Here is a 20,983-nt window from a genome sequence, read left to right on the forward strand (position 1 = left end):
AAGACATGAACGAGCGGCGAGGCGAGCAAGGGCTTGGCAATATCGGTTTCGGTTACCGGCCGCGTGCGCCTTATGCCACCGATCCATCCCGCTCCCGCGGCCGATTGTTCGATGAGAGCGAAAGCCCGACCCGCACACCGTTCCAGCGCGATCGTGACCGCATCATCCACTCCACCGCCTTTCGTCGCCTGAAGCACAAGACGCAGGTTTTTATCGCTCACGAAGGCGACCACTACAGGACAAGACTCACACATTCGATAGAGGTCGCGCAGATTGCGCGTGCCTTGGCGCGCGCCTTGCGCGGTGATGAGGATCTCGCCGAGGCGGTGGCGCTTGTCCATGATTTTGGGCATACGCCGTTCGGTCATACCGGTGAGGACGCGCTGAACGACAAGATGGCCTCCTGGGGCGGCTTTGACCACAATGCCCAGTCATTGCGCATCGTGACCCGGCTCGAGCATCGCTATGCCGATTTTGACGGGCTGAACCTGACTTGGGAAGCACTTGAAGGTCTGGTCAAGCACAACGGTCCGTTGGTCGATCGTCGCGGTAACGGCCTGCATGGACCGGTTCCGCCGACAATCGGGGCCTATAACGAACTGCACGACCTGGAACTCGACCGTTTCGCCGGCATAGAGGCTCAATGTGCCGCCATTGCCGATGACATCGCCTACAATACGCATGACATCGATGACGGCCTGAGAGCAGGGCTGCTTACTCTCGAAATGCTGGAAGAAGTTGCGTTGTCGGGCTCGATCCTGCGGGAAGTTCGGAAGCGATATCCGGCGCTCGATCCTGTGCGCACCGGTCATGAACTGATGCGCCGCCAGATAACATTGATGGTTGAAGACGTGATTGCGGCCGCAAGCGCAAATCTTGCCCGCCTGCAGCCAGAGAGCGCCGATGCGGTACGGGCCGCGGGCGAAGCGATTGTTACCTTCACCTCCGCGATGACTGCGCAGGAAAAGGAGTTGAAGGCATTTCTATATGCCCATCTCTATCGGCATCCGGAAGTCATGCGGGTGCGGGTCGATGCGGAAAGGATCGTCCGGGACCTTTTCGATGCCTATTTCAACGATCCGCGCGCCATGCCAGATGGCTGGCGCGAAGGCCTTGATCGGGCCGAAGATCGCATCAAGGCACGCCATGTCGCCGATTTCCTTGCCGGAATGACCGACACCTATGCCTTGAAGGAGCACCGGCGTCTGTTTGACCACACGCCCGATTTGAGTTAGGCCGAACGCGATTTTGCTGGCGAATTGGCCGGTTTCGTTACACTCCATCAGAGCTTTTCCCATGAACATCTTCGCCGATTTCAACGCGCGAATTATAAAAGCCGTAGAAGCTCTTGATTTGAAAGACAAAGAAGGCGCAGGGCCCGATCTGTCCCGAATTGCCGTCGAGCCGCCCCGCGATGCCAGCCACGGTGACCTCGCGACCAATGCGGCAATGGTCCTGGCCAAGCCGACGGGGCAAAATCCACGCGCCTTGGCCGAGAGGATTGTGGAAGTCTTGCGCGCTGACACGGATGTAGCCAGTGCTGAAGTTGCCGGGCCGGGCTTTGTCAACTTGCGTCTCACCGAGGCCTTTTGGCAGGCGCACCTGGTTGGTTTGCTCTCCGAAGGCACGAACTACGGCCGGTCACAGATAGGGCGGGGCCGCAAGGTCAATGTCGAATACGTCTCGGCCAATCCGACGGGACCGATGCATGTCGGCCATTGCCGCGGCGCGGTTGTGGGCGATGCACTCGCCAACATCATGGCTTTCGCCGGCTATGACGTCACCAAGGAATACTACATCAACGACGCCGGTGCGCAGATCGACGTGTTGGCGCGTTCGGTCATGCTGCGCTACCGCGAAGCGCTCGGCGAGAAGGTCGGCGAAATCCCGCCGGGCCTTTATCCGGGCGACTATCTGGTGCCGGTCGGGCAGGCGTTGGCGAAGGAGTTCGGCCGCGATCTCAATCAGAAACCCGAGGAAGAGGCGCTTGCCATCGTCAAGGATCGCACCATCGATGCCATGATGGCGATGATCCGCGAGGATCTTGCCGCCCTGAACGTCAGGCATGAAGTCTTCTTCTCTGAGCGTTCCCTTCACTCTGAAAACGCGAAGGCCATTCGCTCGGCCATCAACGACCTTACTCTCAAGGGGCATGTATACAAGGGTAAGCTGCCGCCTCCCAAGGGCGAAAAGAGCGATGACTGGGAAGACCGGGAGCAGACCTTGTTCCGCTCGACCGAGGTTGGGGACGACATGGATCGTCCGCTGATCAAGTCAGATGGCGCCTATACCTATTTCGCTGCGGATGTCGCCTACATGAAAGACAAGTATGCGCGCGGCTTCGAGCAGGTGATCTTCATTCTCGGCGCCGACCACGGTGGTTACGTCAAGCGCATGGAAGCGTTAGGCAAGGCGATCGCTGGCGACAAGCTTGAAGTAACGATCCTGCTCTGCAATCTCGTCAAGCTGTTCCGCGATGGTGAGCCCGTGCGTATGTCGAAGCGGGCCGGGGAGTTCGTCACGCTGCGCGACGTGGTCGACGAGGTTGGCCGCGATCCGATCCGCTTCATGATGCTCTATCGCAAGAACAGCGAACCGCTCGACTTCGACTTTGCCAAGGTAACGGAGCAGTCGAAGGACAATCCAGTCTTTTATGTGCAGTATGCATCCGCACGGTGCCATTCCGTATTCCGTCAGGCTCGCGAACAGTTGGGCACTTCCGATTTCGACCGGACAAAGCTTGCCGCCGCCGTTTCCAACCTGAAGGACGAGGGAGAAATCGGCCTCATCAGGAAGCTGGCAGAGTATCCGCGACTGATCGAGCAATCGGCCCTTGTACTTGAGCCGCACAGGCTGGCATTCTACATGTATGACTTGGCAAGTACGTTCCACTCGCACTGGAATAGAGGTACTGATAACCCCGACTTACGGTTTGTTAAGGTTAACGACCCACAATTGACGTATGCCAGACTAGGGCTGGTGCAGGCTGTATCGGACATTTTGATGTCTGGTCTAACGCTCATTGGCGCCGACGCGCCGACGGAAATGCGTTAGATTTCGCTAATAGACCTGTCACCTTTTGCCCACATTGCGCTGGTAGGGGCCAACCTTGCGCGACGTTGATGGCGTCCGATAGAGTGTGAGTTCGGGAACGACGATGGCAGAGAGAACCCAGTTGAGGACAACGGGCCGCGACGAGATCTCCGAAGATGATCCGTTCGCGGAACTGACCAGAATCATGGGCTTTGACCCGCGTGTGCCGGTCAATCAGCAGAATGCATCAGCACAGGCTGATGGCGCCGATGATTTCGCAATCGATCTCGAAAAGGAGTTGATGGGCGAATTCGGTGAGGCGGACGAGGCTGTAGCCTCCGCTCATATCGATTCAGCCGATCCTCGCTACGGCACGGATGGTGGTGCAGAGGCGGCAGCCGATGACGATGCCGCTGCCGTGCTCGATCAGGATTTCGAGTTCGACGACGACCTCGTCCTGGACGACGCAGAACTATCTGGCGAGGCTGTACCGGCCTCCGAGCAAGTTCGTGCGACAGTGGATGACGAAGATGCAGGCAGTTTCGAACTGCAGTCTGACAACCGCGTATACGATGATGAGGCCGACGAGGTATCCGGCGATTTTGATCGCGTGGATTTTGAACTGACGGAAGCCGGCGAGGTTCCCTCCAGCGGCGCGTCTGCCGATGATTTTGAGGCCGATTTCGACATGGCGATGGCCGACGTCGATATGGATTTCGACGAACGTCCGGCTGAAGCCGGCGTAGTGTCCGGTCAGGAATTCGAGTCTTCCGAATTCGAGGAAGAAGCCGTCGCTGATGAACCGTCGGCGCCCATTGCGGAAGCCGAGGAAGAAATCCCCTTCGATGCCGTGACTCAGGAAGAGGCATCTCCTTCCGGCGAACCGGCTGGCGAGCCGGCTGCTGCTCGGGGCGAAAGCCTTGAAGACGAGTTGAACGCGCTGCTTAACCAGATGTCGGCGCGGCCTTTGCCTGTCCAGCACCATGAAGATGTCGCCCCGGTAGAGCATAGCGCGGCCGCCGATACGGACTGGTCTCCAGCTGAAGAACCAGTTGCCGTTGAAGTGGCTGTAGAACCGGAATCGGTTGAATATTCAGTGTCAGATGACCAGGACGCCGATCTTCTGGAAGAACTCGAGGCGCAGGATGTCGTTGCTGTCGACGCAAGCGACGCGGCAGAGTTCGTTGCCGCCGCAGAGCACGAAGCAGACGGAGCTGCAGAGATCGAATTCGATCATTCTGATGTTGAAGCCGCCATGGCGGGCGAGGACGAAGTTGAGCAAGCCGAAGCGCAAGACTTGGCGGCTGAGCAGCCAGCTCCTGCCGCCGAAGATCCCATCGAAGCGCTGAAATGGCTGGCCGCCGCTGCACCTGTCGCGGGCGCGGCTGCGTCGGGCCGCATCTGGAGCCGGGGCACGCCTTATCTCCAGCCGGAAACCGCCCCCGCACAGCCGATTGCAAGCGCCGAGCCGGTTGAGTCGCAAGCTTTTTCCAGCAGCCAGCCAGAGTACGAGATTCCGGCGGCGTATGACGTTTCCTTTGATAGTGCGGATTTGTCCGAGGCAACCGACGCTGTCGCCGAGGCCGAGGCATACGAAGCTGCTGAAGCTATCGAAGTAGCGCCCGCTGCACCCGCCTATGATGAAGTGCCGGATGTCGAAACCGTAGACGTGCCGGAACGTGTCGTGGCGCTGGCTGACGATCTCGACATTCCAGACGTTCCGTTTGAAAGCGAAAACGCCGACAAGCCGATCTATGATGATCTCGAGGCCGAGTTTACTAGCCTGCTTACCGAGATGAACGCCCATGAGACTGCCAGCGTTGCGACGCAGCCTGCGGTCTATGCAAGTGAAGCATACAAGCCTGACTACAAGCAGGCCGAGACAGGTGCATCGGCATACGCCAAGCCCCAGCAGGCTCAGGCAGCGCCCGTCGGCAACGACTACGACGATCCGACGCTTGCCGGCTTCGACATCGACGATCTGCCGGGCAGCAAGCCGCTCGAAGGGCAAAACGCGTTGGGCGATGACGACCTCGCCTTCGATCCTGATTTTGATGACGATATGTCGCTTCCCGACCCTGCGGAAACCGCGGCTGCCCCTCAGCCTCGCAGGCGGGCCGTTATGATTGCCGCACTGGTTGGTGCAGTGGCGCTTATCGGTGGCATCGGCGCCTTTGCGCTGTCCTTTGGCGGCGATGGTGGATCAAGCGCGCCGGTTTTGGTCAAGGCTGATGACAATCCGATCAAGGTCAAGCCAGAGAATCCCGGTGGCACCGTTGTTCCGAACCAGGACAATAAGGTTTATGACATGGTTGCCAAAGGCAGCAAGCCGGCGGCACCCCAGCAGGACAAGTTGGTCACCGATGCCGAGGAGCCGGTTGATGTCACGGCAAAGGCTCCAGAAGCCCGCATTGTGGAGCCTGCTGCGGCTGTCGACGACGTCGCGGCAGCGCAGCCTTCCGGCAAGTCGGAAGACCGCATAGCACCGGCTGCGGTGCAAGCTGATACGACAGACCAATCCGAGGTTGCCCTGGTTACGCCCCGTAAGGTGCGCACGATGATTGTGAAGCCGGATGGCTCGCTGGTGCCGCGCGAGGAGCCGCAGCCAGCCGCGGCACAGGTCGCAGCTACTGAACCGGTCGATCCGGCGCCGCAACTCGTCGTCAATCCGACCACCGACGACCAGACCGGGGCCGTGTCACCCTCAACTGAAACGCAGGCAGGTCAGGCACCGGCGGCATCGGAGCCGGCTCCCGCAGTGGCGGCGACGCAGCCCCAGGCTCCACAGCCCGCTGCGCAGTCGGCGGTTACGCCTGCGCTTGCTCCCGTCGCTCCCCAGCGCCCGGCCGAGCAGCCCGTCGACATCGTCGGCGAGGTGAAGCCCGATCAGGTCGCAGCCGTCGATCCGGCGGGAGGAGCAGCAGCGCCCGGTTCCTGGTCGATGCAGATCGCATCCCAGCCAAGCGTGGAAAGCGCGCAGTCGACCTATCAGGATCTGGCGCGGCGCTATTCCTCGGTGCTTGAGGGCCGCAGCGTCAACATCGTCAAGGCTGAAGTGGCGGGCAAGGGCACGTTCTACCGGGTCCGCGTCGCGGCAAACTCTCGCAATGAAGCCATCAGCCTGTGTGAGAACTACAAGGCAGCCGGCGGCAACTGCTTCGTTTCGAAGTAGGCACGGCTTTTCTCGACGAACCGAAGCCGGCGCCCCGCGCCGGCTTCTTCGTTTTGGCAAGCCATTTCTCAAGTGGAATGCGGGCGATTCCCTTTCAGACCGGAAACTTCTAGAATCTCTTCATGAGCGAATCACAGACACTTATCCTCGGATGCCTTGGAAGGTCGCTGACACGCGACGAAATCTCGTTTTATCGGGGGGAGCGTCCCTGGGGTTTCATCCTGTTTGCGCGCAATATCAGCGAACCTGAACAAATCCGCGATCTCGTCGCGTCGATGCGCGACAGCATCGATCGTCCTGACGCCCCGGTATTCATCGATCAGGAAGGGGGCAGGGTGCAGCGCCTGCGCCCGCCGCTGGCGCCCAACTACCCTGCCGGAGCGGCCCTTGGCGCGCTTTACCGCGACGACAGCGAAGCTGGCCTTCGCGCAGCTTGGTTGTTGGCCCGGCTGCATGCCTTCGACCTGATGCGTTACGGTATCAATGCGGATTGCCTGCCGGTGCTTGATGTGCCGGTAGAAGGCGCCAGCGAGGTCATTGGCGCGCGCGCCTATGGCAAGGAGCCGTCAAGCGTCATAGCCCTTGGCCGTGCCGTTGCTGAAGGTCTGATGTCCGGCGGGGTATTGCCGGTCATGAAGCATATTCCCGGCCACGGTCGCGCAGCAGCCGACACCCATTTCGAGTTGCCGACAGTCCACACTCGGCTGGATGATCTTCGCAGACACGATTTCGCCCCCTTCAAGGCGTTGAACGACCTGCCGATCGCCATGACCGCGCATGTTATTTTCAGCGCCATCGATCCGAATGCTCCGGCGACGACGTCTGGAAAGGTGGTTGAAGAAATCATTCGGGGCGAGATCGGCTTCAACGGCTTGCTGGTGAGCGACGACACTTCCATGAAGGCACTTTCTGGGGATTTCCAGACAAAGGCGGCGTCGATCCTTGCAGCCGGCGTCGATCTCGTTCTTCACTGCAACGGAGATATGGACGAGATGCGGGCGATAGCCTCGCGAGCCAAGCCCTTGGAAGGTGAAGCGCTGAAGCGGGCAGAGCGCGCAATCGCCTCTCTCGATGGGCAGGACAATGCGGACGAGGCAGGCCTGCGCGCTGAATTCGGGGAATATTTCAAGGCGGTGGCATAGGGCTGCTGCTCGGGGAGCAAGAGGACATTGGCGCAGACGGCAGACCAGAAGGCTGAGAAAGCTGCGCCCATGGACCGGCTGTGGGCGGAAAGCGACGAGTCTCGCTTGACTGGCGACCCCGAGTTGGTGGTCGATGTCAATGGTTTCGAAGGCCCTCTTGATCTGTTGCTGCATCTGGCCCGCAACCAGAAAGTCGATCTCACGCGCATCTCCATCCTTGCACTTGTCGAGCAATACCTTGCCTTCATCGACAAAGCTCGTGCAGTGCGGCTTGAATTGGCCGCAGACTATCTGGTCATGGCTGCGTGGCTCGCCTTCCTTAAGTCGAAACTCCTGATCCCCAAACAACCGGGAGAAGAGGGTGAAAGCGGTGAAGAACTCGCCGCCGTCCTACAGTTCCGACTGCGTCGCCTTGAGGCGATGCGTGACGCTGCCGCCCGGTTGGTCAACCGCAACCGCCTCGGCCGTGATGTGCTTGCCCGTGGCCTGCCCGAACTGGTGATTGTGGAAAAGCGCAACCAGTATTCGGCAACGCTCTACGATCTTTTGACCGCTTATGCCTCCCAGCGCCAACGGCAAGCCATCACCAATGTCCAGATCGCCAAGCGTGGGGTGTGGTCGCTCAAGCAGGCGCGTGAAATCCTCACCCGCCTTGTCGGCTCACTGCAGGACTGGACGGTACTGGACAGCTTCCTCGTCGAGTATCTGGCGGCACCTGAGGAAAGGCGCACAGCGGTTGCCAGCGCCTTCGCCGCCTCTCTGGAACTTGTCCGCGAGGGCAAGCTGGAAGTGCGCCAGCAGGAAGCCTTCGCACCGATCTATCTTCGTGGTCGCAGCCAGAACGCCAAGGCAGTCGAGGTGGCATGATGAACGACAGTGCCAACGCATCGGTCATCCCTTTTAAGATCGGCGACGATCTGGGCGAAGCCGCACCGATGCAGAATCCTGCTGCGCGCCTGCACATGGCCGAAGTGGTGCGTATGGCGGAAGCCATCGTCTTTGCCAGTGCAGAACCGGTCAGCGAAAAGCAGATCGCTTCGCGTCTGCCAGAAGGAACGGACGTTGAAGCGACGATGCGCGAACTGCAGCAAATCTATTCGCGCCGAGGCGTCAATCTGGTTCGCGTAGCCGACGCATGGGCGTTCCGCACAGCAGGGGACCTGGCGTTCCTGATGAGCCGGGACACCGTCCAGCAACGAAAGCTGTCGCGCGCCGCCCTCGAGGTTTTAGCCATCATCGCCTACCATCAGCCCGTCACACGCGCCGAGATCGAGGATATTCGAGGTGTCGAAACCTCAAAAGGCACGCTCGACACACTTATGGAAACCGAATGGGTGCGCATGCGCGGTCGCCGTCGCACGCCTGGACGCCCCGTCACCTACGGCACTACCGACGAGTTTCTCGATCACTTCTCCCTTGAGGAGTTGCGTGATTTGCCAGGTATCGATGAATTGAAGGGGGCCGGCCTGCTTTCGACGCGTATGCCGGCAAACTTCTCTATTCCGCTGCCGCCAGCCGATGCCGATGTGCTGACGGAGGACGAGGATGCGTTGACCGATATCGACCTTGAAGAGCTGGGCCTGCTCACGCCGCGCGTGACGGAGGATTGAGCTTACTTCCCGGCATGGCCATCGCCGTGCGGCGATTTAAAGCATCGTCCGGTTTCGAAACTGCGTGACATCGGGCAACCATTCGTGAAGATTGCTGTAGTTGTGTTTGAAACCAGACACGAAAACGCATAGATCAGCATCTGGGAAAACATTCGAGAGAGAGTGCAATGGGTTCGTTTTCGATTTGGCACTGGTTGATCGTGCTGGTGATCGTGTTGCTGGTTTTCGGCCGCGGCAAGATTCCTGAGCTGATGGGCGACATGGCCAAGGGCATCAAGAGCTTTAAGAAGGGCATGGCTGACGACGAAGTTGCGGAAGACAAGCGCACCGTCGAGCACCGAGCTGACGAGACGGTTTCGCCTTCCAAGGAAAAAGCCAGCAAGAGCTGATTCCGTTTCGGCGCTAGTCAGGTTGAATAGCCATGCTTGATGTCGGCTGGTCCGAAATGCTGGTGATCGCGGTCGTCATGATCGTGGTCGTCGGGCCGAAGGATTTGCCCCAGATGTTGCGCACCTTTGGCCGCATGATGGCCAAGATGCGCGGCTTGGCCAATGATTTCCAGAAGCAGTTCAACGAGGCGCTGAAAGAGGCCGAACTTGACGACGTCAAGAAGTCGGTGGAGTCGCTGCGCAGCCTCAATCCGGCTGCTGAAATCCGCAAGCAGTTGAACCCGTTCGAACAAGCCGCCGCCGATGTGCGTGCGGGTCTCGACAACGCGATGAAGTCCAAGTTGGCTGAAACGCCAACGGAGACGCCCGCATCGGCAGTCGCTGAGGCGCAGCCCGCCGAGCCTCTTACTAACGGCGTTGGTGTTCCCGGCGGACCTGACGCCATGCCGACCCCCCCGACATTTCCGCCAATGACGGATGCGTCGGCGACTGCGCCTGTGTCGCCCTCTGGCGAGGCGGCAAAGCAAGCACGTAAGGCAGCCAAGCCGGCGACCGCGAAAGCGACTCCCGCCAAACCTTCGCCTGCCAAGTCGGCAACAGCTAGGGCAACGACTGCAAAGGTGAATGGCCCTGAACCCACAAAGGGGAGCAGTTCGCCTAAGCCAGCAGTAGCCAAGGCGGCAAAGTCCGCCACTGCCAAAGTTGCCACCGCCAGCAAGACACCAGCCAAGGTCGCTACAAAATCGGCCAAGCCCGCAACGAAACCTGCGAGGGCGCCGAAATGAGTTCGACCGAGAAGGACGAAATCGAGAAGTCATCGGCGCCGCTGATCGAGCACCTGATTGAGCTGCGCAAGCGACTGATCTGGTCGGTCGGCGGTTTCTTTGCTGCGTTCCTGGTCTGCTTCTTTTTCGCCAAGCAACTGTTCAACCTGTTGGTAGTGCCGTTCAAGTGGGCGACCCAATGGGCCGGCCTTGATCCGCAAAAGGTTGAGTTGATCTACACGGCCCCGCAGGAATTCTTCTTCACGCAGATCAAGCTTGCGATGTTCGGCGGCATGGTGATCGCCTTTCCGCTGATCGCGACACAGATCTACAAATTCATTGCACCCGGTCTCTACAAGAACGAGCGCGCCGCCTTTTTGCCGTTCCTTGTTGCTTCGCCGCTGCTATTCCTGCTGGGCGCGTCACTGGTCTATTTTTTCTTCACGCCGATGGTGATGTGGTTCTTCCTCGCCATGCAGCAGACCGGTGGGGCAGATCAGGTCCAGATTTCACTGCTGCCAAAGGTGTCGGAATACCTCAGCCTCATCATGACGCTGATCTTTTCCTTCGGCCTTGTGTTCCAGTTGCCCGTGGTAACCAGTCTTATGGCGCGTGTTGGGCTTTTGACCTCCAAGGCACTCGCCGAAAAACGCAAGTGGGCAATCGTCATAGCCTTTGTCGTTGCGGCTGTCCTGACGCCTCCTGATCCGCTGAGTCAGATTGGCCTCGCGCTGCCTACGATCATTCTCTACGAAATATCGATCATTACAGCGCGGATGATTGAGCGCACGCGTGCGAAGGCAGAAGCAGAACGCGAAGAAGAGGCTGCTAATTCCGACCAATCATCGCCGGAAACATCCGCTTAGCGCCGGCGCTTCGACCAGAACTTCCTGCAACTTCCAGTATCAGGCCTTGAAGTAGCTCAAGTTTACGTGTGCGCGTGAACGATGGCTATTGTCGTTACCGTTATTGGGTATAAGAATAACGCTTCACCGGCGTTTCAGTCGGACGCCGCGTACCAAGGTTAACACCCAGGGGAGGCTCCATGTCGGAAGTATCGTTGACGGTAAACGGGAGGCGGGTCAGCGCATCCGTCGAAGATCGAACGCTTCTGGTGCACTTCCTGCGGGAGCATGTGGGTCTTACCGGCACCCACGTAGGATGCGACACATCGCAGTGCGGAGCCTGTGTTGTCCATGTCGACGGCAAGGCGGTAAAATCCTGCTCGATGCTCGCCGCGCAGGCATCCGGTTCTGATGTGATGACTATTGAGGGTCTCGCCAACGGCGGTGATCTGCATCCCGTACAGGCAGCTTTCAAGGAACATCACGGCCTGCAGTGCGGCTTTTGCACGCCCGGCATGATCATGACTACCGTCGACATGATCGCGCGCCACCCCGAAGGGTTGGACGAGGCGACGGTTCGGGCCGAGCTTGAGGGCAATATCTGCCGCTGCACCGGCTATCACAACATCGTCAAGGCGGTGCTCGCCGCATCGAAGACGATGTCCAAGGCCTCGAAGGGCAAGGCAAAAAAAGCAGCTTAAAGAAGGGAATAGGGCAGTATGGGAATAAGGCAATAGGGGACGATCGGTTCGATTTCCCTACTGCCTTATTGCCCTACTCCCATACTCCCTTACCGAAAGTTCTGGAGGAGAACTCTGATGGGTATCGAAGGCGTTGGCGCGCGGGTTTCGCGCAAGGAAGACAAAAGGTTCATCACCGGAGCAGGTCGCTATGTCGACGACATGGTGGTGCCGGGCATGAAGCATGCAATGTTCGTGCGCAGCCCGCACGCGCATGCGCAGATCAAGAAGATCGACGTCAAGGCTGCGCAGGCGATGCCGGGCGTCATCGGCGTGCTGACCGGCAAGGAACTCAAGGCTGATGGCATCGGCAACCTTATCTGCGGCTGGATGATCCATTCCAAGGACGGCTCGCCGATGAAGATGGGCGCATGGTCGCCACTCGCCGTCGACAAGGTTCGTTACGTCGGCGATGCGGTCGTAGTCGTCGTCGCCGACACCAAGGCTCAGGCGCGTGACGCCGCAGAGGCCGTCGAGATCACCTACAAGGAATTGAAGGCTGTCACAGACGCTTCAAAGGCAATGGACAAGGGTGCGCCTCAAATCCATCCGGAAGCCGAGAACAACCTGATCTTCGACTGGGATCTCGGCAATGCCGACGAGACTGCAGCCGCCTTCAAGAAGGCAGCCCATGTCGTCAAGATGGATGTCATCAACAACCGTCTCGTCCCCAATGCCATGGAGCCGCGTGCAGCTCTCGGCCACTATGACAAGGCCGAGGATCACTACACCTGCTGGACGACCTCGCAGAACCCGCATGTTGCTCGTCTTGTCATGAGTGCGTTCTATAATGTCGCCCCTGAAAACAAGCTGCGTGTCATCGCGCCCGATGTCGGCGGCGGCTTTGGTTCGAAAATCTACATCTACCCGGAAGAGATCGTCTGCTTGTGGGCCTCGAAGAAGACGGGCGTGCCGGTGAAATGGGTCGCCGACCGTACCGAAAGCTTCCTCACAGACGCACATGGCCGCGACCATCACACCCATGCCGAAATGGCGTTCGACAAGGATCACAAGATTCTCGGCTTCAAGGTAGAGACCAAGGCCAATCTCGGCGCCTATATGTCGCTGTTTTCCTCAGCAACACCGACCTACCTCTATGCGACGCTGCTTTCCGGCCAGTATGATATCCCGGCCATCCACGCCAATGTGAAGGCCATCTATACCAATACCGCGCCGGTCGATGCCTATCGCGGGGCAGGGCGGCCCGAAGCGGCATACCTCATTGAACGCATGATGGAGGTATCGGCACGTCAGTTCGGCGTCTCTCCAGCCGAGCTGCGCCGCAAGAACTTCATCAAGTCGTTCCCGCACCAGACGCCGGTCATCATGTGCTACGACGCCGGCGACTTCGCCACCTCGCTGGACACTGCGATGAAGGGCGCGGACTACGCAGGCTTCGAGAAGCGCCGCGAAAAGGCGAAGAAGGCCGGCAAGCTGCGCGGCATGGGCTTCTCCTGCTACATCGAAGCCTGCGGTATCGCACCGTCCGCCGCCGTCGGCTCGCTCGGCGCAGGTGTAGGGCTTTGGGAATCGGCCGAGGTGCGAGTTAATGCCGTTGGCACCATCGAGGTGCTCACCGGATCGCACAGCCACGGCCAGGGTCATGAGACGACCTTCGCCCAACTGGTTGCTCAACGCCTGTCGGTGCCGCTGGACTCCATCTCCATCGTTCACGGCGACACCGACAAAGTTCAGATGGGCATGGGCACCTACGGCTCCCGTTCCGGTGCCGTTGGCATGAGCGCCATCGTCAAGGCTCTCGACAAGGTCGAGGCCAAGGCAAAGAAGATCGCAGCCCACCTCATGGAGGCCGACGAGGCCGACATCGTCATCGAGAACGGCGCCTTGAAGGTGGCCGGCACGGACAAGAACGTGCCCTGGTTCCAGATGGCTCTCGCTGCCTACACGGCACATAACCTGCCCGGTGGAATGGAGCCGGGCCTGAAGGAAACCGCTTTCTACGATCCGGCGAATTTCACCTTCCCCGCGGGTTGCTACATCTGCGAGGTGGAGATCGACCCGGATACCGGCCAGACCGACATCGTCCAGTTTGTGGCGGCCGACGATTTCGGCAACATCATCAACCCGATGATTGTCGAGGGCCAGGTTCATGGCGGCGTCACGCAGGGTATCGGACAGGCCATCCTGGAAGGCGCGAACTACGATGCCAGCGGCCAGCTTCTGACGGCGAGCTACATGGACTACACCATGCCGCGTGCCGGTGATGTTCCGTCCTACAAGCTGTCGACGTCCAACACCCCGTCTCCGTCCAACCCCCTTGGCATCAAGGGCTGCGGCGAGGCGGGAGCGATTGGCGCCCCGCCGGCCGTCATCAACGCCATCACCGATGCCATCGGCACGGAAAACCTGACCATGCCGGCCACACCGCAAAAGGTGTGGGCGGCAATCCGGTCGGCGAAACATTAAGGAGGCACGATCATGTATTCGGTCAATTATCACCGCGCTGCCTCCGTTGCCGACGCGGCAAAGCTCGCCAAGGGTGACGCAAAGCTCGTGTCTGGCGGAATGACGCTGATACCGGCGATGAAGACGCGGCTCGCCGCGCCTTCCGATCTGGTCGATATTTCCCGTATCGATGCGCTGAAGGGCATCAAGGTGTCGGGCAAAACCGTCACCATTGGTGCCGCCACCACGCACTATGAGGTCGCCACCAGCGACAAGCTCGCCAAGGCGTGTCCGGCGCTTTCGCATCTTGCCTCGATGATCGGCGATCCGGCCGTGCGCCACAGGGGCACGATCGGCGGTTCCATTGCCAACAACGACCCGGCGGCAGACTACCCGGCCGCCATGCTGGCGCTCGGGGCAACTATCGTCACCAACAAGCGCCAGATCGCGGCGGAGAAGTTCTTCAAGGGTTTGTTCGAGACGGCGTTGAAGGATGGCGAAATCGTCACGGCCGTAACTTTCACCGCGCCGGCAAAGGCAGCCTATGAAAAGTTCCGCAATCCGGCTTCGCGTTACGCCATCGTCGGCGTCTTCGTGGCCAAGGGCGCCGACGGTGTTCGCGTTGCGGTTACCGGTGCGGGCGATGATGGCGTCTTCCGCTCCAGGGAATTGGAGACGGCTCTTGCCAAGCAGTTTGATGCGGCAGCACTTACCTCGGCAAAGGTTCCGGCAAGAGCCTTGATGACCGACATGCACGCTTCGGCGGACTATCGCGCTCATTTGATCGTGGTAATGGCGCGGCGCGCGGTGGCGGCAGCCAACGCCTGATTTCGCCTCGATTCGACTGAAAAAGGCCGGTGCCAAGCACCGGCCTTTGTTATTTATGCCACATCAAAAATTCGACCATCGTCGTATTGCGGTGGAATGGCACAATTATATCGTTGCACGATCGTATCGTGGCGCGACCATATCGCGACACGAGCGATTACGCCGCGCGATCATGATCAGGCCGAGCGTCGTGTCCAACAAAAAACAAAAATCGTTTGGAGGGATTCATGGCAACGCAGACCGAGAACTGGTTTAGCCGGTCGCGCACCGTGGCGCGGCCGGGCTACAGCCGGTGGATGGTGCCGCCAGCCGCACTTTGTGTTCATTTGTGTATTGGTCAGGCCTACGCTTACAGCGTGTTCAACCTGCCGATGACAAAGCTCATCGGCATTACCGATTCGGCTCCGGATGACTGGAAGCTGACGGAACTGGGCTGGATATTTTCCATCGCCATTTTCTTCCTTGGCGTTGCCTCGGCGGTTTTCGGCCGTTGGGTCGAGGAGGGCGGCCCGCGCAAGGCCATGTTCACCGCTGCGTGCTGCTGGGCTGGCGGGTTCCTTATTTCCGCTGCTGGCGTGGCCACCCACAATTTGTGGCTGATCTATCTGGGCTACGGCTTTCTGGGCGGCATCGCACTTGGCATCGGCTACATCTCGCCGGTCTCGACGCTTATCAAATGGTTCCCTGACCGTCCCGGCATGGCAACGGGCATGGCCATCATGGGCTTCGGTGGTGGTGCGTTCATCGCGTCCCCACTATCGGTGTGGTTGATGAAGCAATTCACCACCGAAACGCATATCGGCGTGATGGAAACCTTTATCGTGCTGGGCGTCGTCTATTTCGTCTTCATGGTCGTCGGCTCGATTATCGTTCGCGTACCGCCGGATGACTGGAAGCCGGAAGGCTATGTCGCACCCAAGGCCAACAAGCTGATCTCCAGCAACAACGTCTATGTTTATGATGCGCTTAAAACCCCCCAGTTCTGGCTGATCTGGGTGGTCCTGTGCGTCAACACCACGGCTGGTATAGGCGTGCTTGGCCAGGCTTCGGCAATGAGCCAGGAAATGTTCCCCGGCCAGATCACGCCCATCGCAGCCGCAGGCCTCGTCGGCCTGATGAGCCTATTCAACATGGGCGGGCGTTTTGCCTGGGCGACGACGTCCGACTATCTCGGACGCCGCAACACGTACTTCGTGTTCATGGTGCTGGGTTTCATCCTTTACTGTCTGGTGCCTTACATGGGCTCGATCGGCAGCGTCGCCGGTTTTGCGCTCTGCTTCTGCATCATCATCTCGATGTATGGCGGCGGCTTCGCGACGGTGCCAGCTTATCTGCGTGATATGTTTGGTGTCCGCTATGTCGGCGCCATCCACGGCCTGCTGCTTACCGCATGGTCGGCAGCGGGCATCTTCGGGCCGGTGTTGGTGAACTATATCCGGGAATACAACGTCACCCACAATGTGCCGAAGGCGGATGCCTACAACACCACCATGTATATCATGGCAGGATTGTTCGTGATCGGCTTGATCTGCAACTTCTTCGTCAAGGCGGTCAATGAACGCTACCACATGAAGGTCGATGACCGGGCCATGTCCGCGGCAACCGCATAACGGATCGGGAGATTTGATCATGCAATCAAATGATAGCCAGACCACAAAAGCGCAGCTTGTCATGGCTTGGGGCTTTGTCGGTATTCCCCTGCTGTGGGGTATTTCGCAGACGCTGCTCAACGCCTTGCAACTGTTCAAATAGAACGGGCGCAAAGGTTGATCTTGGTGATCGGCGGCCGGGAGTTCCGGCCGTCTTTTCTTTGTCTCCGCACTGGGTGCGCAGGTGTCGCAGTTTTCAACCTTGAACTGACGCAGTCCAGCGTCTAGGAAGCGCGTGTGCGGGACGGCCCGCGCCTCAGAAGAACATTCCGGGACGACCCGGCCCCCAGCAAGGAGGGTCGGTATGGCCGGACCCATCGACCAGTTCAAGATCAAGCCGTTGGTCAGCCTCGGAGAGGTCGGCGGCTACGAGATCGCCTTTACCAATTCCGCAGCATATATGGCACTGACGGTTGTTGCCGCCGGCGGTTTCCTGTTCCTCTCGACGATACGCCGCGCCTTGGTTCCCGGTCGTTGGCAAGCTTCCGCCGAGATGCTCTACGAGTTCGTTGCAAAAATGCTGCGCGAAAATGCCGGTGAACATGGCATGCGCTTTTTCCCACTCGTCTTTTCATTGTTCATGTTCGTGCTGACGGCCAACCTGATCGGCATGTTCCCCTATGCCTTCACGGTCACCAGCCACATCGTGGTAACCTTTGCATTGGCCATGCTGGTGTTCCTCGTGGTGACGATTTACGGCGTCGTCCTCAATGGATTCGGCTTCCTGCGTCTTTTCCTGCCTTCGGGCGTGCCGCTTGCGCTGGCCCCGCTTATAGTGCCGATTGAGATTGTTTCTTATTTTTCACGGCCCGTCAGCCACTCGGTGCGCCTGTTCGCGGTCATGCTTGCCGGCCACATCACGCTGAAGGTTTTCGCCGGCTTTGTCGTCAGCCTTGCCGGGATTGGGTCAGTTGGCCTCGTTGCCGCCATCTTGCCTTTGCTGATGACAGTCGCCATCACCGCATTGGAGTTTCTGATGTCGGTAATCCAGGCGTACATATTCACCATGCTGGCCTGCATGTATCTGAATGACGCCATCGTTTCATCTCACTAGCGTTTGTGTTGCTGCACATACGTAAGGCATGGCTGCTATGCATCGCTGCGTCTTGCGAGATCGCCCGAAAGGCATAAACTTGCGGGCAGGAGGAACGACCTCCCCATATCGGGAAAAATGTCCGGGACGGCCCGGCCTTGAAAAAGGAGAGCCGCTCCATGGCTTGGGTCTATCTCGTCGTTGCCGGGCTTCTTGAAGTCGTCTGGGCCTTCTACATGAAGAAGTCGGAGGGCTTTTCGCTTCTTACGCCCTCCATCATCACCTTGATTACTATGATCGCCAGCTTTGGCTTGCTGTCGATTTCCATGAGGTCATTGCCTCTCGGTACCGCTTATACGATCTGGACCGGCATCGGTGCCGTCGGCGCTTTCGTGGTCGGCATTGCCGTGCTGAGCGAGCCGATCACGCCCATGCGTGTGTTGGCCGCAGCTCTGATCGTCTCCGGTCTTGTCATGATGAAACTGTCGAGCTCGCACTAGGGTCAGGACCCTGGAGCTTCGGCAAGAAGCAGTCTGGCCGCAACGGCCATGAGAACCGCTCCAGGACGTAAATAAAAAGGCCGGCGCGCTGGAGGCCAACACGCGCCGGCCAGCGGCGCTTGGGAGGGGACTGGCCGCATAAACCGATATGGCAGGACCGTTGGAAGTTGCACGGCCGGCGCGGTGAGTGTGCAATAGTCGGGATCGTGCGCCGGCCTGTGCATTAACTAAACTGGTCCGCCGTCTCCTTTTCGAGAGTGTGCCTCGATAATTCCATGAACTACGGTCGCCAACTGTGAGGAGTTTCACATTTGGCGTTAACTTTTTTCTCGGCTGCTCGTCTGCCCGGGACAGGGCGCAACGCCAAGCTTTAGCTTCAGATTTCCCGTGCGAAATAGCGTACGGTCTTTTTGCCGCCGTGGATCGCAGCGGTGCCGATTTCGTGAAATCCGAGCCGGGTGTGAAAGGCATCGGACGCCGGGTTCGGCGGGTCGGCGTTAACCTCGCACGTTACCACACCGTGACCTGCGCGCTTGGCTTGCTCGAAAAGGTCTTCGTAAAAGCGCCGCGCGTGGCCCCGCCCGCGCGCTGCTTCATCGACTACCACGCGGTCTACATAGACGAAACGGGGATAGCGCTGTTTGAGCCACAGGAAGTTGGGGCTGTCATAGCTTGCGTCCTGGTCGAATGTCATGATGAAGGCTTCGACTGTGCCGATCCGGCGAGCATAGAAGGCTTGGCCGAGCAGCAGGCTTAGCCGTTCTTCTTCGAGCCAGGACAATTCTTCCGCATGGCGATTGTTGAGCGAAAGGATAGCGGCTTCGTCGGAAGGCGCGACAGCGTCTATTGGAAGCAGTTTCGTCTCGCTTGTCATGCGCGTGCCGCTGCTATCGTTGCCGCAACCAGTGCCTCGTCGGTCACTGTGTTGCGATATTCCCGATCCAGGTCTGTGCCGCCCATTCCCACATGCGGGTTGCGGTAGCTCATGGCGCTCGGCACATCCTTGAGTGAGGCGAAATGCATTTCCGTGAGGCGGGTTTTGCGGCGGACAGCAGCGATATTGTCGGGGTCGAGCGCGCCACAGCCGAGGATGATGATGCGGCCTGCCGCCTGTTTCACAAGCTCAGCCAGAAGTTCCGAACCCTCCGCTGCTGTGTCGCGCTGGCCGCTCGTCAGCACGCGCCCGACCTTGCAGCGGATAAGCGCCTCCAGCGCCTCTGAAGGGTCGCGCGTCATGTCGAAGGCACGATGGCAGGTCACGTTGAGAGGCCCGGCCGCAGTGACGAGATCGCTCATGCGCCTCTCATCGATGGTGCCGTCGGCATTGAGGCATCCTACGATTACGCCGGCAACGCCGAGGTCGCGCAATGCAAGCACGTCCGCCACCATAGAGCGATGCTCGGCCGGGCTGTAGAGAAAGTCGCCGCCACGCGGCCGTACGATGACGTGGAACGGGATTCTTGCCAACTCCAGGGCCGCACGCACTGTGCCGAAACTTGGCGTGATCCCACCCTCAAGCAGGCTAGCGCATAACTCCACACGGTCGGCTCCCGCGTTCTGCGCGGCAATCAGTCCATCTATTCCTTCGACGCAGATTTCGATCAGCGGCAGGCGGGCATGGTCGCTCAAGGCAGAAGTCCATCAATGATTGCGCAAGCCGAAACCGTAGCATCGCTGCTCCGAAGGCAAAAGCGGCCTTTGTTAGGCCAAGCTTGCGGCCTGCCTCTGCAACAGGCTATGCAGCACCTGTATGGAGCGCCTGATCGGGCGATCCTCGGAAGCACGGGAATAATGACGGACAAGCCGCAACAGCATCGGCCGAGTTATGACACCATCGCTGGTGCGCCCATTGTCGCCGTGGCGCCTATGATGGATTGGACCGACCGCCACTGTCGCTTCCTTCACCGCCAGTTGACGGGCAGGGCGCTGCTCTACACGGAAATGGTGGTGGCCGATGCTGCCATCCAAGGTGCGCGTGAGCGCCTGCTCGGCTTCCACCCCGCCGAGCATCCCGTTGCATTGCAGCTTGGCGGCTCCGACCCGTTGAAGCTGGCGGAGGCAGCGCGCATAGGTGCGGACTTCGGCTACGACGAGATCAACCTCAACGTTGGCTGCCCGTCCGACCGTGTTCAGTCCGGCACTTTCGGCGCTTGCCTGATGAAGACGCCTGAATTGGTGGCGGATTGTGTGGTCGCCATGAAGGCGACGGTCAAGGTGCCGGTCACCGTCAAGTGCCGCATCGGCGTCGACGAGCAGGATCCCGAACCGGCCCTCAATACGCTTGCCGATGCGGTCTTTGCAGCGGGTGCCGATGCTTTGTGGGTCCATGCACGCAAGGCGTGGCTGGAGGGGTTGAGCCCCAAGGAAAATCGCGAAATCCCGCCGCTGGACTATGAGCGCGTCTATCGGCTCAAGGCAAAAAACCCTAGCCGTTTCATCGGTATAAATGGGGGGATTCAGACTCTGGATGAGTCCGCCAACCATCTCGCCCGGGTGGACGGTGTCATGCTCGGGCGGGCCGCATATCACACGCCGGGGGTTTTGGTTGGTATCGATGCGTTGCTGGCTCACGATGCCGCCGGCAGCTTCGATTTCGAAGTGCTGATCGGTGCGATGGCCGACTACGCCTCGGCCCACATCGCGAAGGGTGGGCGGCTCGGCCATATCACGCGTCATATGGTCGGGTTGTTCCACGGTCTTCCCGGCGCTCGGCGCTGGCGGCAAATCCTTTCCACCGACGCCACCCGGCCGGGGGCAGGGCCGGATATCCTGTATAGGGCCTTTGCGGAAGTCGATTTCACCCGCGACGACGAAGCGGCCTGAACAAGGCAACGCCGGAACGCTGCCTTGTTTCCGTCTTCCCAAATGGAAG

Annotated in this window: 19 protein-coding genes; 17 read left to right on the forward strand and 2 right to left on the reverse strand. The window is 59.6% G+C overall.

The window, feature by feature from the left end:
* Positions 1–5 precede the first annotated feature (5 nt).
* The 16 genes from ASD50_RS21205 (at position 6) to ASD50_RS21275 (ending at position 18,111) form a co-directional block, all read left to right on the forward strand.
* On the forward strand, positions 6–1,235 hold the full coding sequence (locus tag ASD50_RS21205; RefSeq protein ID WP_056246370.1) for a deoxyguanosinetriphosphate triphosphohydrolase: 1,230 nt from the start codon (positions 6–8) through the stop codon (positions 1,233–1,235).
* 61 nt (positions 1,236–1,296) lie between these two features.
* Positions 1,297–3,054 (forward strand): arginine--tRNA ligase, encoded by a 1,758-nt coding sequence (argS, locus tag ASD50_RS21210; RefSeq protein WP_056246049.1) that lies wholly within the window; start codon positions 1,297–1,299, stop codon positions 3,052–3,054.
* A gap of 103 nt (positions 3,055–3,157) precedes the next feature.
* Positions 3,158–6,205: an SPOR domain-containing protein gene (locus tag ASD50_RS21215; protein WP_082549782.1), complete on the forward strand. Its 3,048-nt coding sequence runs from the start codon at positions 3,158–3,160 to the stop codon at positions 6,203–6,205.
* Between the two features lie 122 nt (positions 6,206–6,327).
* Entirely contained in the window at positions 6,328–7,347 is a 1,020-nt protein-coding gene (gene nagZ, locus ASD50_RS21220; protein WP_056246055.1) for a beta-N-acetylhexosaminidase, read from the forward strand.
* A gap of 69 nt (positions 7,348–7,416) precedes the next feature.
* Complete coding sequence (locus ASD50_RS21225) at positions 7,417–8,214, forward strand: segregation and condensation protein A (protein ID WP_056246373.1); 798 nt, start codon at positions 7,417–7,419, stop codon at positions 8,212–8,214.
* The gene (scpB, locus tag ASD50_RS21230; RefSeq protein WP_056246059.1) at positions 8,214–8,957 is read left to right on the forward strand and encodes an SMC-Scp complex subunit ScpB; all 744 of its coding nucleotides are present in this window, start codon (positions 8,214–8,216) and stop codon (positions 8,955–8,957) included. Before ASD50_RS21225 ends, scpB begins: the two co-directional genes overlap by 1 nt.
* A 167-nt stretch (positions 8,958–9,124) precedes the next feature.
* Complete coding sequence (locus tag ASD50_RS21235; protein WP_056246062.1) at positions 9,125–9,346, forward strand: twin-arginine translocase TatA/TatE family subunit; 222 nt, start codon at positions 9,125–9,127, stop codon at positions 9,344–9,346.
* 32 nt (positions 9,347–9,378) lie between these two features.
* Positions 9,379–10,131, forward strand: coding sequence for a Sec-independent protein translocase protein TatB (tatB, locus tag ASD50_RS21240; protein ID WP_056246065.1), 753 nt, complete (start codon positions 9,379–9,381; stop codon positions 10,129–10,131).
* Positions 10,128–10,976, forward strand: a complete 849-nt coding sequence (gene tatC / locus ASD50_RS21245; RefSeq protein ID WP_056246069.1) for a twin-arginine translocase subunit TatC — start codon at positions 10,128–10,130, stop codon at positions 10,974–10,976. Before tatB ends, tatC begins: the two co-directional genes overlap by 4 nt.
* 179 nt (positions 10,977–11,155) lie before the next feature.
* Complete coding sequence (locus ASD50_RS21250) at positions 11,156–11,656, forward strand: (2Fe-2S)-binding protein (RefSeq protein ID WP_056246072.1); 501 nt, start codon at positions 11,156–11,158, stop codon at positions 11,654–11,656.
* A 117-nt stretch (positions 11,657–11,773) separates the two neighbouring features.
* The gene (locus ASD50_RS21255; RefSeq protein ID WP_056246075.1) at positions 11,774–14,122 is read left to right on the forward strand and encodes a xanthine dehydrogenase family protein molybdopterin-binding subunit; all 2,349 of its coding nucleotides are present in this window, start codon (positions 11,774–11,776) and stop codon (positions 14,120–14,122) included.
* A 12-nt stretch (positions 14,123–14,134) separates the two neighbouring features.
* A complete protein-coding gene (locus ASD50_RS21260; protein ID WP_056246077.1) occupies positions 14,135–14,929 on the forward strand; it encodes an FAD binding domain-containing protein in 795 nt (264 codons plus the stop codon).
* Between the two features lie 227 nt (positions 14,930–15,156).
* Complete coding sequence (locus ASD50_RS21265) at positions 15,157–16,539, forward strand: OFA family MFS transporter (protein ID WP_056246080.1); 1,383 nt, start codon at positions 15,157–15,159, stop codon at positions 16,537–16,539.
* A 19-nt stretch (positions 16,540–16,558) separates the two neighbouring features.
* Positions 16,559–16,681, forward strand: a complete 123-nt coding sequence (locus tag ASD50_RS24155; protein WP_274533342.1) for an MFS transporter small subunit — start codon at positions 16,559–16,561, stop codon at positions 16,679–16,681.
* A gap of 201 nt (positions 16,682–16,882) precedes the next feature.
* The gene (locus tag ASD50_RS21270) at positions 16,883–17,632 is read left to right on the forward strand and encodes a F0F1 ATP synthase subunit A (protein WP_056246084.1); all 750 of its coding nucleotides are present in this window, start codon (positions 16,883–16,885) and stop codon (positions 17,630–17,632) included.
* 158 nt (positions 17,633–17,790) lie between these two features.
* Positions 17,791–18,111 (forward strand): DMT family transporter, encoded by a 321-nt coding sequence (locus tag ASD50_RS21275; RefSeq protein WP_056246087.1) that lies wholly within the window; start codon positions 17,791–17,793, stop codon positions 18,109–18,111.
* A gap of 376 nt (positions 18,112–18,487) precedes the next feature.
* On the opposite strand, the gene ASD50_RS21280 is transcribed toward ASD50_RS21275, so the two are convergent.
* Positions 18,488–18,985, reverse strand: coding sequence for a GNAT family N-acetyltransferase (locus ASD50_RS21280; RefSeq protein WP_056246090.1), 498 nt, complete (start codon positions 18,983–18,985; stop codon positions 18,488–18,490).
* A complete protein-coding gene (locus tag ASD50_RS21285) occupies positions 18,982–19,740 on the reverse strand; it encodes a copper homeostasis protein CutC (RefSeq protein ID WP_156465209.1) in 759 nt (252 codons plus the stop codon). The genes ASD50_RS21280 and ASD50_RS21285 overlap by 4 nt, the downstream gene beginning before the upstream one ends.
* 162 nt (positions 19,741–19,902) lie before the next feature.
* Here ASD50_RS21285 and dusA point away from each other — a divergent pair, with 162 nt between their 5' ends.
* Complete coding sequence (dusA, locus tag ASD50_RS21290) at positions 19,903–20,934, forward strand: tRNA dihydrouridine(20/20a) synthase DusA (RefSeq protein WP_056246093.1); 1,032 nt, start codon at positions 19,903–19,905, stop codon at positions 20,932–20,934.
* The last annotated feature ends 49 nt before the right edge of the window (positions 20,935–20,983 follow it).

Source organism: Mesorhizobium sp. Root552, assembly GCF_001427285.1.
Taxonomy (GTDB): Bacteria; Pseudomonadota; Alphaproteobacteria; order Rhizobiales; family Rhizobiaceae; genus Mesorhizobium.